Annotated in this window: 12 protein-coding genes; 3 read left to right on the top strand and 9 right to left on the bottom strand. The window is 40.8% G+C overall.

All coding sequences use genetic code 11. The annotated features are described in order from the left end of the window. Positions 1–731: 731 nt before the first annotated feature. Positions 732–1757 (bottom strand): polyprenyl synthetase family protein, encoded by a 1026-nt coding sequence (locus ACT3RN_RS00005; protein ID WP_442439978.1) that lies wholly within the window; start codon positions 1755–1757, stop codon positions 732–734. A 729-nt stretch (positions 1758–2486) separates the two neighbouring features. Between ACT3RN_RS00005 and rplU the strand changes: the two genes are divergently transcribed. The 3 genes from rplU to lolA all read left to right on the top strand — a co-directional run bounded on the left by rplU (position 2487) and on the right by lolA (position 4212). Further along, positions 2487–2798, top strand: a complete 312-nt coding sequence (gene rplU, locus ACT3RN_RS00010) for a 50S ribosomal protein L21 (protein ID WP_110922591.1) — start codon at positions 2487–2489, stop codon at positions 2796–2798. A 91-nt stretch (positions 2799–2889) separates the two neighbouring features. Further along, positions 2890–3147, top strand: coding sequence for a 50S ribosomal protein L27 (gene rpmA, locus ACT3RN_RS00015; RefSeq protein ID WP_192518276.1), 258 nt, complete (start codon positions 2890–2892; stop codon positions 3145–3147). Positions 3148–3513: 366 nt separating this feature from the next. Continuing rightward, entirely contained in the window at positions 3514–4212 is a 699-nt protein-coding gene (lolA, locus tag ACT3RN_RS00020; protein WP_192518314.1) for an outer membrane lipoprotein chaperone LolA, read from the top strand. A 171-nt stretch (positions 4213–4383) separates the two neighbouring features. On the opposite strand, the gene scpB is transcribed toward lolA, so the two are convergent. The 8 genes from scpB to mrdA all read right to left on the bottom strand — a co-directional run bounded on the left by scpB (position 4384) and on the right by mrdA (position 12301). Next, on the bottom strand, positions 4384–4929 hold the full coding sequence (gene scpB / locus ACT3RN_RS00025; protein WP_413038421.1) for an SMC-Scp complex subunit ScpB: 546 nt from the start codon (positions 4927–4929) through the stop codon (positions 4384–4386). 126 nt (positions 4930–5055) lie between these two features. Next, complete coding sequence (locus ACT3RN_RS00030) at positions 5056–5886, bottom strand: segregation and condensation protein A (protein WP_225739064.1); 831 nt, start codon at positions 5884–5886, stop codon at positions 5056–5058. A gap of 61 nt (positions 5887–5947) precedes the next feature. Then, positions 5948–7033, bottom strand: coding sequence for a tryptophan--tRNA ligase (locus ACT3RN_RS00035; RefSeq protein WP_192518278.1), 1086 nt, complete (start codon positions 7031–7033; stop codon positions 5948–5950). Between the two features lie 123 nt (positions 7034–7156). Further along, positions 7157–8248 carry an LpxL/LpxP family acyltransferase gene (locus ACT3RN_RS00040; RefSeq protein ID WP_192518279.1) on the bottom strand — a complete coding sequence of 364 codons (1092 nt, stop codon included), beginning with the start codon at positions 8246–8248 and terminating at the stop codon, positions 7157–7159. A 289-nt stretch (positions 8249–8537) separates the two neighbouring features. Further along, complete coding sequence (gene rpsI / locus ACT3RN_RS00045) at positions 8538–8924, bottom strand: 30S ribosomal protein S9 (protein WP_192518280.1); 387 nt, start codon at positions 8922–8924, stop codon at positions 8538–8540. Positions 8925–8934: 10 nt separating this feature from the next. Further along, positions 8935–9363, bottom strand: a complete 429-nt coding sequence (rplM, locus tag ACT3RN_RS00050; RefSeq protein WP_192518281.1) for a 50S ribosomal protein L13 — start codon at positions 9361–9363, stop codon at positions 8935–8937. Between the two features lie 253 nt (positions 9364–9616). Beyond that, positions 9617–10294, bottom strand: a complete 678-nt coding sequence (gene rsmD / locus ACT3RN_RS00055; protein WP_225739062.1) for a 16S rRNA (guanine(966)-N(2))-methyltransferase RsmD — start codon at positions 10292–10294, stop codon at positions 9617–9619. Positions 10295–10330: 36 nt separating this feature from the next. Then, positions 10331–12301, bottom strand: a complete 1971-nt coding sequence (mrdA, locus tag ACT3RN_RS00060) for a penicillin-binding protein 2 (RefSeq protein WP_442439977.1) — start codon at positions 12299–12301, stop codon at positions 10331–10333. Positions 12302–12807: the final 506 nt, after the last annotated feature.

Here is a 12807-nt window from a genome sequence, read left to right on the forward strand (position 1 = left end):
AATTAAATAATCAGGTATTAGCCAATAAGCATAGTCCGCTATTATAAACTAAAGGGTTAACCCCACAGTCAAGCTAATAAAAAGAAATTTTTCCTAAAAAAATCCGTATTTCTAATCATAAACAATAAAGATATTGAGGGTGTACGCACCACAAAATATAACGTTCAACAAGATGTAACATTATGAACCAGTTAAAATTATGTTGTTTTTTGGTTAATGAAGCTGATTTTGTACATATCTAAAACTGTATTTAAGAAGTGTCATGTAGACAGCAAAACATTGTATTTAGCGATATCTAAAATCATTTTTAAATTTAGTTAAGCTGTATGGGTTGCTATTAGGGAGTGTCCTCAATTCAATTGATAGACATCTAAATGGGTTAAAAATGGCTAAATCTTGCCAAACAGCGTCAAATAACTGACTAATATCTCGATATTATCTGCGCTATTTTCCTTGTTTGACGACAATTTATCTCATTTTCATCACCATTTTTTAAATGAGGACACGCCCTAGAACAAATATTATTTCGTTATAAAAAGCAACCATCACGCAATTATAGTACTGCTTAGACTTATGAAACTTAAAGAAAGGTAACGATTTAACTAAAAGAACAAGTGTGTCAGTAATTAGAATGTTTAGCGAATGATATCAAATAGATAAATTTTGCCCAATTATATTGGACTATATTGAATACTTACAGGTTTGCATCTGCTCATAAGTGATACTGCTGATCATAGCAGTCTTGCGCTTGCAAGTTCAGTGAGTTGATATAAACCTAAACGGTAACGATTGTCCGGCAGTGTGCTAAGCGCATCTTGAGCCAGTTTGGTTTCTTCCAGCGCACGCTTTTTACAGTAGTCCAATGAGCCTGAGCTTCGCACTAGTTCAATCAGCTGTTCTGCATTTGGCGTTTTACCGGTTTGTACGGCAACTCTCAACTGCTCATAACCTAATGCATCACGGTCTTTTAATAGCTCAAGTGCTTTGATAGTGGGTAGCGTTGGCTTGCCTTCCGCAAGATCATCGCCAAGGTTTTTGCCCATTAATTCACTATCACCACTATAATCAAGCACATCATCAATAATTTGAAAAGCATTACCAAAGTGTTGACCGAAATCACCTAGTGCCTGCATATATTCTGTTTTACCTTGTAAGATAGCAGCTCCTTGCGTTGCCATCATAAACAGACGTGAGGTTTTACCATCAATAATGCGCAAGTAGTCTGATTCTGTAGCGCTAGGGTTATGCTGATGTTGTAATTGCAATACTTCACCCTCAGCGATATCGCATGTGCCATCAGAGAACACTTGTAATAATGGCAAGTTTTGAAAGCCAACGAGTAGATTAAAGGCCCGAGCAATCAGATAATCACCAACCAATACGGCGGTAGCGTTATCCCATGTAGCATTGGCTGTAGGTTTGCCACGACGTTGACCTGACTCATCAATAACATCATCATGAACTAAGGTAGCGGTATGTAACATCTCAGTGATAGCGGCCAAATGCATGGCTTGTTGTGATGGGTTGTCGTTGAACATACGTGCGCATAACAAGGTAATTAACGGGCGCATACGCTTGCCACCAGCATTAATTACATGCTGTGAAACGCTCATTACTAACTGAACCTTGGAGTTCAGACTACCGAATACTTGCTTATCCATAATCTCAAAATCACTAGACACGATACTCTGGATATCAGCATAGTTAAGTGTTGATGGCATGTTTAGATCTGTCTTATTTAGAGGAGTACTGGTCATAATAAATAGTCGTATTATAAAAGTGAAGAGAGTTTTCAGCCTTGGATCTCTAATGGATAAGGCGTTTTTTCTATAATAGCATAGCTGTGTCTTTAAATTGTTGGTTAAAGTATTTAGAGAGCAATGTACCTTTTCTATATCATGTTTGTTGAGCGTATGTAGACATTGAAATAAAACACTCAAAATTAGCTGAAATGCTACGTAGGTAAATAAATCTCTTTTTACTAGGGCATGTCTTCAATTCAATCGATAGTTATCTAAATGGGTTAAAAATAGCTAAATCTTGCCAAACGGCGTCAAATAGCTGACTAATATCTCGATATTATCTGCGCTATTTTCTTTGTTTGACGGCAATTTATCTCATTTTTATCACCATTTTTAAAATGAGGACACGCCCTAGATTTATAAAGAAAAAAGATATCTATAAAGAACTATAAGTAACTGATTATATAAGTTATAATAACGACCTTTAGGCATAAACCACTATCCACTATTATTTTGCGATGCCTCTTTTGTTGAGCGTTAGAATAGATGTGTTCACAATCAATAGCTTATATAGTAGCAAAAGGTATGCTTATTCGTGTAACCACCTTACAAAAACAAGATGTGCGGCTTGCTTTTATGAGCAAAAAGCCGTAAAATCTTGCCTTTAATTTTTCCCTGTCGTGTTCGTCGTAAAAGCGTTGGTATAACATCAGCCACGGCACACGGGTTAAACGGAGTCAGACAATGTACGCAGTAATCAAAACTGGTGGTAAACAGCACCGTGTAGTCGTCGATGAGTTGCTTAAAGTTGAACTACTAAAAGCAGAAAAAGGCGAAACTATCAAATTTGAAGACGTATTAATGGTTGTTGACGGCGATAACGTCAAAATCGGTCAACCTGTCGTTGAAGGCGCTAGCGTTGAAGTTGAAGTTGTTGAGCATGGTCGCGGCGAAAAAATCCGTATCATCAAGCACAACCGTCGTAAGCATTATCACAAAGAACAAGGTCACCGCCAATGGTACACCTTGTTAAAAATCAAAGCTATTAATGCCTAATTACCCATTTAGCAATTACTGCTAAACAGCGCACTAAATGCTTAAGAGTTGCCGCATCAGCGGTAAGTCAAATTAACAAGGAGATTTTCTCATGGCACATAAAAAAGCTGCCGGTTCGAGCCGTAACGGTCGTGATTCAAACCCAAAAATGCTAGGCGTAAAAATCTTTGGTGGCCAAGCTATCACAGCTGGTAACATCATCGTTCGTCAACGTGGTACAGAATTCCATGCAGGCGAAGGCGTTGGCATGGGTCGTGACCATACTTTATTTGCACTGAATGACGGTGTTGTAAAGTTTGCGACCAAAGGTAAATTTAACCGTCGTTATGTTACGGTTGAAAACGTATAATTATCTATTTAGGTCATTTTGTTCTTTGAATGCAATGATCGGATAATTAAAAAAGCTCCTATTGCCTTGTGGTAGTAGGGGCTTTTTTATATGTATTGATTATAAAAAGTATTGTCAAACGATGATAATAAACAACAATAGTCATTACTCATCCTGCTGAATATTATGTAACAATCATAATTACAAGCCTGTATGGCAGGTGTAGTAATGATTGCAAATCATGACTATGCGTGTGATAAAAAAACTGGCACACTACCTCTATTGTTTATAGACACTAGTTTGATTCTCGTCAAATAAGCACTGGTATAAAATTTTAATTGAAATACTGTATTTTTAAGCGATTATGCATTTTAAAGAGGATTAATGATGACTTTATTAACCAAACAATCAAAAAAACAGATAAGCTTAAAACAAAAAGTAGCGAATGGTGCTTTAGCAGGTATATTGCTGACATCGCTTGGCGTGGCGGCACCTATGATTGCGATGACACAGTCTGCTACTGCAGCACCCGCAGATAACCTAATCGCTGCTAAGCGCTTGAATACGCTTTTGACAAATACGAAGAGCATGACGGCTAACTTTACTCAAACGACTAAAGGTGCGAACAGCGGTACGTTCAGTGGCTCTATGAGTGTGCAACGCCCGAATAGTTTCCGTTGGGAGACCAAGTCACCATCAGAGCAGTTAATTATTGCTAATGGCAGTTCAATGTGGGTATATGATAAGGACTTAGAGCAAGCGACTAAGCAAAACGTGGATAGCCAAGTCGGTAATACACCAGCGTTACTACTATCAGGTGATCCGAGTAAAATTGATCAAAGCTTCAAAATTACTCAGCCATATGATAATAAAAACTACTACGTGCTGTATCCAAAATCAGACAATGCCAGCTTTAAGAGCTTGTCAATGAGCTTTAGTGGTGGCAAACCTGTAATGATGGTGTTGAACGATACTCTTGGCCAAACTACCTCTATTAAGTTTAGCAGTATCAAAATGAACCCAAGTATTAGTAGTAGTCAGTTCAAATTTACACCGCCTAAAGGTGTTGATGTTATCAATCAGTAAAATCAATTTCTGAACGGTATGACTACTCAGATAAAAACAGTATGATTACTCAAAAAAAAGGACAAATCTTAAATGATTTGTCCTTTTTTATGGCAATGAGTATAGCTATAAGATGGTGATAGTATTGCTATCTCGATATTGTGCGTTGAGTGCTTTCAAAGCGTTGATGTTTTAAGACATGGCTTTGATGGTCTCTATATCGGGCATTGGTGGTAACTCATCCAAGCTTGTTAGCCCAAAAGCATCTAAAAACTGTGGTGTGGTGTGTAGCAATGCAGGACGACCTAAAGTTTCTTTATAGCCATTTTCTTTTATCCACCCCTTATCAAACAATTGCCGTAATATATTGCTCGACAACGTCACACCGCGCACATATTCTATGTCGCTACGGGTGACTGGCTGTTTGTAAGCGATCACACTTAGGGTTTCTAGTAACGCTTGGCTTAGACGCTCCTGCCGCTGTGGAAAGACGCTTTGAATCAAGCTGCTATAGCCATCTGATATCTGTAGTCGATACCCGCTAGCGGTCTCGTGCAAGCTTAATACACCGCTATCTAATCGTATCTGCAATAAAGAAAACGCTTGATTCAACTCTTTCGCCGATAAAGAAAGGTGTTTCTTTAATGCATGAGCAGTTAGTGGCGCCTCCGAGGCATGTAATAGCACCTCAATATCTTTACTGATACTTTCTAAGTGCTGACGTTGCTCATCGGTCAATGACAGTAGCGCTACTGATGATGTTTTCTCATGGCGTTGCTTTAGGTTAGAGGTATCTGTCATGACAAAGCTACTCTTTTTAAATGTTGGTATGTATAAAGGCACGCTTTAATAGATAAATGATGATTATGCCAACCACTGTAACGTCAATAGGCCGGTTTGCTGATCTTGTTCAGTATCAGTGTTTTGATCAACAGTAGCGTTGTGATCAATAGCAGGGACACTTTCTAATTCAGTGTTCATGACACCAACCAACTGCCGTTTAATCAGCTCTAATACCGCGACAAAACTGACCACGACGCCTATTTTACCTTGTGATTTATCTAACAGTTCATAAAAAGAGTGTGCACCATCTGTGCTCAGTTGCCGACTGATACTAGCGATACGGTCAGCAAGTGGTACGATATCGACCTTAATATTATGCATTTGATAATCAGGCTGTAGCTGCATCTTAAATAAGCTATCAATCAACAGATTGGGTGAGTAGCTAGGTAACTCTGCATGCATAATGTCTTGGCTAGGCATGCTAACCATCGCCAAAAATACATCACGTTCTAGGCGAACTAAGTTATCCAAGCGCTGACTGGCTTCTTTGATTTGTGCATACTCTTCCAACCGCTCAATCAACTCTGCTTTTGGATCACGCTCATCAGTTGGTGTTTCTGGTTTTGGAAGCAGCAGCTCTGTTTTAATAGCAATCAATGTCGATGCCATTAGCAGATAGTCACCGGCCAACTCAAAGTGATCGGTATCCAACTCACTGATATAAGCCAAATACTGCTCAGTGATGGGCAGTATTGGCATTTGGGTTAGGTCAACGTTATTTTTTTTGACCAAATACAACAAAAAATCTAAGGGTCCAGCGAACTGCTCTAGCCAAATGGCAAAAGCTTGCGGCGGCACGTACAAGTCTTCTGGCAAGTGCTGCACTGGCGTCTGATAGATACGTAATGACATATCATGAGTGCTGGCAGCGGTAGCCGGTGCTTCTTCTAACAACTGACTCGTATCCAATGGATTATTTGAGCTTGGCAAGTGGTTTGATGCCAATGGCTCGGCGTGTTTTATCCAGTTGCTTGCGGCTATGACGACGTGCTTTTTCTGCGCCCATTTGTAGTATTTCTTCAAGTTCTTTTGGATTAGCCATCAGCTCTTGGTAACGTTCGCGGAATGGCGCGATTTCGTCATTTATTTTGTTGAATAAGGCTTTTTTTGCATCTCCCCAGCCTATACCAGTAGCAAACTGCTCACGCATATCCGCTATTTCTTCAGGCGTTGCAAAAGCTTTATAAATCTCAAAGATAGCTGAGTCGTCAGGGTCTTTTGGCTCATCAGGCAGCTGCGAGTTGGTGACGATTTTCATGATGGCTTTTTGCATTTGCTTTTCGGCGCTTACTTGCGGATTAGTATCGCCAAATAGCGGAATGGTATTGCCATAGCTTTTACTCATTTTACGGCCATCAAGACCTGTTAGTAATGGAATATCATCATCTACAACCGCAGATGGTAGCGTAAATAAAGTTTTGTATCGATGATTGAAAGTACCTGCGATATCACGCGCCATTTCGATATGTTGTATTTGATCACGACCTACAGGTACATGGGTGGCATTGAACATCAATATATCGGCTGCCATTAGTACCGGATAGCCAAATAGTCCCATGTTGATACCTTGATCAGGATCGACGTCTTCCTTTTCCATATTGATATCGACGGCTGCTTTATAGGCATGAGCACGGTTCATCAGACCTTTGGCACATGAGCAGTTCAATACCCACGCCAGCTCTGGAATCTCTGGTACATCTGACTGACGATAGAAGGTCACACGCTCTGGGTCTAGACCACAGGCAATCCAAGTCGCGGCAATGGCTTTGGTTGACTCATGAATGATAGTGGGATCGTAACAGCCAATAATACCGTGATAGTCTGCCAAAAAGAAAAATGCTTCATCATCACTGTTTTGAATCGCTTGGATGGCTGGACGAATCGCACCAACATAGTTACCCAAATGTAGGGTGCCAGTCGGTTTAATACCAGTCAAAACACGCTTTACAGCTGGTGCTTCGGTAGAGGTTTGGTTGTTAGATGTACTATTACTAGTCATAGGAATTCCGTTATTTCGTTTATCAAATTATTATAAATGCGTTGTTATTTATGAATGATCATATTGAAAATATTGACCATAAAGTATAACAAATTTTTTGACCATTTTTCTTTGGAATGACCGCTACTTATAGATATTCGTGCGACCTGACGGCCCATGCTTAAAGCGCCGATGAAACCACATCCACTGGGTGAGATCGATACGAATGAGTCCTTCTAAAATTTCATTAATCTGAGTGGCGTCAGCAACCTCATCATTACTAGGATAGTTACTTATTTCAGGTGTAATCGTCAGATGATAATGTGGGCGTTTGCCACTGGGTAAATTGTCTGGCGTTTGCCGATAAGTATGTAGCGCCATAAACGCTGGTGGATGAGTCTTGTCGCCCAATTTAGCCATACGCCGTGAGGCAGTTATAGTGGCTGCTGGCACACCGAAAAATGGTGCCATGACGCCCTGCTTAAGACCATAGTCTTGATCAGGAGAATACCAAACAACGTGTCTTGCCTTTATGGAGCTGACCAAGCTACGCATATCTCGACTGGAGATTTGTTTACCGAAGATATTGGTACGACCGTTATAAATGAACCAGTCAAGGAGCGGGTTATTTTGCGTACGATACATACAGTCTAAGGCAAAAAACTGAGCACAAAACAAGCCACCCAAATCAAGCATGGTGTAATGCGCACCGAGTAAGATAACAGGACGACCTTCATTCTGTGCGTTAACTAAATGCTGTAAGCCCGAAATAGAAACCGTGCGGGTAAATATGTTTGGTCGAAACCAAGCACATAGGGTTTCAAATACGCCGATTCCTTGATTGACAAAGACTTGCTTGGCCATTAATTCTCGTTCAACTTCTGGCTTTTCTGGAAAGGCTAGTTTGAGATTAATCAAGGTATCACGTCGGCGTGAGCCCGCTATTTTATACAGTAAAATACCCAAGTTACGACCTAGCCAAAACTGATAGCGTAAAGGTAAATAAATCAGCGGCAAAACCAAAGCGAGTAATAACCATATCCCCCAGTATTTAGGCGATAAAAACTGCCATTGAAAAGGTTTTTTATCAGCTTGCGCTGTACGCTTATGGGTTTGTCTAATAGTTGGCGTACCATCAGGTAGGGCAGGCGACTTCGCTGACGGCTGTATGCTTGGTGGAGGCATGCTGTCTTTTGAAGGTGGTTTACTGGGATCATACTGTTCGGGCGCTTTCATAATATCCTTTTGCAGCACTTATTATGGCATCGAATCATTGCTATTTTACCGCATTGAAGCTAATGATGAAAAGTTATTACGATAATGGGGTAGTGCTTGCTAGTTTACAAGTTAGGTTTTGATACAGTGGGTCTGTGGTGAGTTATTGATATTGAAAGTTAGGCATAAAAAAACCTTACAAGCTGCGAACAGCTTGTAAGGTTTTGCAAATCTATTCTTAGTATTTAATGCGATAACTGCCGCTCCGAGAAAAAGACAACAGCCGTAAAATAGTAAGAAATAGCTTTGATTAACGTTTTGAGAATTGTGGACGTTTACGTGCTTTACGTAGACCCAACTTCTTACGTTCAACTTGACGTGAATCACGAGTAACAAAGCCAGCTGCTTTTAGAGCAGGTTTTAGCGCTTCGTCAGCTTCGATTAGTGCACGAGTGATGCCGTGGCGGATTGCGCCAGCTTGACCACTGATACCACCGCCTGCAACAGTTACATATAGATCATATGCGTTAACAGAGTCTAGTAGTTCTAATGGCTGACGTACAACCATGCGTGAAGTTTCACGGCTGAAGTATTCGTCAAGTGGTTTACCGTTAACAACGATGCTACCAGTACCTTTTGATAAAAAGACACGAGCAGTAGAAGTCTTACGACGACCAGTTCCGTAATTGCGTTCCATAAGTGTATCCTTAGATGTCTAGTGCTTTAGGTTGCTGTGCTTCATGTGGATGTTCAGTACCCGCATATAGTTTCAGCTTCTTGATCATCGCGTAGCCGAGAGGGCCTTTTGGAAGCATACCCTTAACTGCTTTGTGTAGAACATCTTCAGGCTTATGTGCAAGCAATTTACTGAAGTTAGTTTCTTTGATACCACCTGGGTAGCCACTGTGACGATAGTACTTTTTATCTTGCGCTTTTTTACCCGTTACCGTGATTTTGTCAGCATTGATGACAACAATAAAGTCACCAGTATCAACGTGCGGCGTAAAAGACGGCTTGTGCTTGCCACGTAAGCGACTAGCGATTTCAGTGGCTAAGCGACCAAGGGTTTTGCCGTCAGCATCTACGACATACCAGTCATGGGTCACTTCAGCTGGTTTTGCACTAAGTGTTTTCATGATAAAACCTTAAAATTAGAATTCGTTGAGAGTTTAGCTGGGAACGGGGCTCTCAAAAAACAGACTGCACATTATAAGCAGTAGAGCCTACGCTTGCAAGCTGCATTAGGGTTTATTTTTGCCTTATATACATTTAACTGCAGCGTTTGGCCAGTTTTAAGCAGTTTTAGACATTTTTTAGTGATATTAAATGATTTATCAAATGTGACAAATGACACAATCGTCAATGTTACGTTTGGTAATCACCGTGCAATTATGACGATGATAGACGATAAAGTCCAGCAACAACTTGTCCAACTTTGGTTTGTTTTAAACATTCAAAATTTAAGTGCTGTAGTATTGTTTGCCGCTGAGCGGCTAAGTCATTATTCAAAGTATCTGCTAGTTGCTGCAGTTGACTCTCTAGGTCTTTGTCGGCCTCTAAATAGATCAACGTATTTGTATCAATTAATGATTGAGTGATGAGGGCCATCAAAATCGGCTGCCACAGATCCTGAGCATAAGGTGGATCAATAAAAACAATATCGAAAGTATGAGCAGTAAGCCGCTCCCGTATTAAGATTTGTTCTGCTGTACCTGTGATGATTTGATGGTTGTCAGTATTGAGGCGTAATTGCTCAGCACTTTTTTGCAGCATAGTGCTTTGAGCACGATTTATTTCAATAAAAGTACAGTGTGCAGCCCCGCGAGACAGTGCTTCAAAGCCTAGCACGCCACTACCTGCGCAGCTATCAAGCACATAGGCATCATGAATATCAGCGAGTAGCCAATTAAATAACGTCTCGCGCAGTCGATCAGGGGTTGGACGTAAACCTTCTGCATCGATGAAACTTACAATACGACGTTTAAATTGACCTCCAATGATACGCACATCGCCTGCTGCAGAGACTTTTTTGGTTTGAGTATTTTTTTTAGCTTTATGGCGGCTCATAGGTTTATTCATTATCTTATCTCACGGGCAGTCTTCTTACTCGGAGGTAGCGACTGCTTCTTCTTGTGCTTTTAGTGTAGCCTCTTCTTTATCACGTAAGGCATCACTCATGGCTTTTTCAAAGGCTTTTTGGCGTTTAATGACTTTTAATTCATCAGTAGTCGGTGGCAAAATAGGATTGCTCTTGCGTTGTAGGACCCAATAGTCAAAAAGTGCGCGGCCGATAGGGGCGGCAACCGTACTACCGCCACCACCGTTTTCGACCAGTACTGCAAGGGCAATCTGAGGGTCTTCGACTGGCGCAAAACCATTGAACCAAGCATGATCCCAATGGCGTTTATCTATTGCGGACTTATCATAACGTTTGCCCTGTGCAATAGACTTTACCTGAGCAGTACCGGTTTTGCCGGCGATACGGTAACGAGGGGTATAAATACCACGAGCAGTCCCGCTTTTTACGGTATTTTCCATCGCATCGTGCATACGTAACCAATCAGAAGATTTACCATTATAATCAATTTTACCATCAGGTTTGGTGATGACGTCAACTTTGGCTTCACCGTTACTATTTTTGAGTAAGTGCGGGGTAATATGGTAGCCTTTATTGGCCGTCATGGCTGTGGCGTTAGCTACTTGTAGCGGGGTAGCCAAAAAATATCCTTGACCAATACTGACTGAAATGGTCTCGCCCGGTAACCAGTTTTTATCGTAGGTATCTTTTTTCCACTTTGGAGAGGGCATAATGCCTGTTTTTTCATTAGGTAAGTCAATACCAGTTTGTTCGCCAAAACCAAAGCGTACCATCCAGTCATGAAAACGTTGGATACCCATCTCGTAGGCCAACTTGTAATAATAGGTATCTACCGACTGCATGATGGATTTTTTTAAGTCGACGGTACCGTGTCCTCCTCGTTTCCAATCACGAAAACGGTGTGAATCACCAGGTAAACTGAAATAACCGGGGTCGTAGATAGTGCTATCCCAATTACGTAAGCCGTAGTGGATACCGCCCAAGCCCTCAAAAGGTTTGATAGTAGATCCGGGTGGATACATGCCTTGAAGCGCACGATTATATAATGGCTGATCAGGACTATCTCGCAAGTCGCCATAGTCTCTAAAAGAGATACCTGAAATAAACGGGTTAGGGTCATAGCTTGGATTGCTGACAAAGGCCAATACATCGCCGTTCTTGGGATCGATCGCTACGATTGCGCCGCGTCGGCCATCAAGCTGTTGTTGAGCGACTGTTTGTAAGCCATAGTCCAGAGACAATGTGATGTCATTACCAGCGATAGGCGGCTTGGTATCCAGTTGGCGAATGATATTACCAAGAGCATCCGTTTCGACTGATTGATAGCCTGGTTGCCCGAGCAACACATCTTCATAATAGTCTTCGATACCGATTTTGCCGATTAGATCTGTACCAGCGTAACGGTCTTTATCAATACGTTTGCTTTCTTTGTCGTTAATACGACCCACATAGCCAATGACGTGTGCGAATAGCTCGCCATAAGGATAGTCGCGCGTTAACTTGCTTTGGATACTCACACCACGAAAAAAGGGTTTGCGTTCACTAAATTGTGCCAGCTGTGCATCAGTTACATCAATTTTTATGGTCACAGGATCATTTTTATTTTTGTTAAGACGCGCCAAAATATCAGTAATGTCTTTTGTTGTTAGATCGAAAATAGGCGCAAGTAACTGTAAGGTACGTTCTGGGTCTTCAACCTCATCAGGGCTTATCATTGCGGTAAATACAGGCTGATTGTCTGCCAGTGTTATTCCATTACGATCATAAATATAACCACGGCTCGGCGGTGAAGATATTAGCTTGATACGATTGTTATCAGCTTGTGTTGTGTATTTATCATGGGCATAGACTTGTAGATAGCCATACCGCGTTATTAAACCGCCTAACCCAAGAAATATCAAAATACCAAAAACGATAATACGATGGATAAAGATACGACTGACCTGTTCAGTGTTGGGAGTTATTGGTTTATTCATATAAAATTAGAGCCTGAACGGTCAGATTAAGTCAATAAAATAAAAATAGGCAGGGTCGTTAACCAGTATGCAGCAAACATAAAGGATAATATAAGGGATTTCAAATATATAGAAGCAATCGTTTGAAATAACAACGAATCAACTTGTCTATAGATATGCGTTGTCACTGAATCATAAATTATAACAGAACAAGTTAGAATACGCAGTATTTTGCTATCTGTTTTGCTTTTATTATTGCTATCTCAATGATAGCTTATATTTGGGTCTTTTCTATCTGCGTAGGCTGATAAAGCATCTCATCTCTAGCCACAACTTGCTTAAGGTCTGCGTGTGCTAATACATAGCAAGTATGCTAAAATCAGGCGATTTATTTTATAGTAATTATTATGGGTAGAGCGTGTTTTTGTAAAGCGTTCTAATTTAGAAACGGCGCGTTATACGTTATTAGTAAGACAATATCGGCAACGACAATATTAGCAACGATAATCAACCTGTCAGGGACAAGA

Source organism: Psychrobacter sp. AOP5-GZ1-6 (assembly GCF_052376345.1).
Taxonomy (GTDB): domain Bacteria; phylum Pseudomonadota; class Gammaproteobacteria; order Pseudomonadales; family Moraxellaceae; genus Psychrobacter.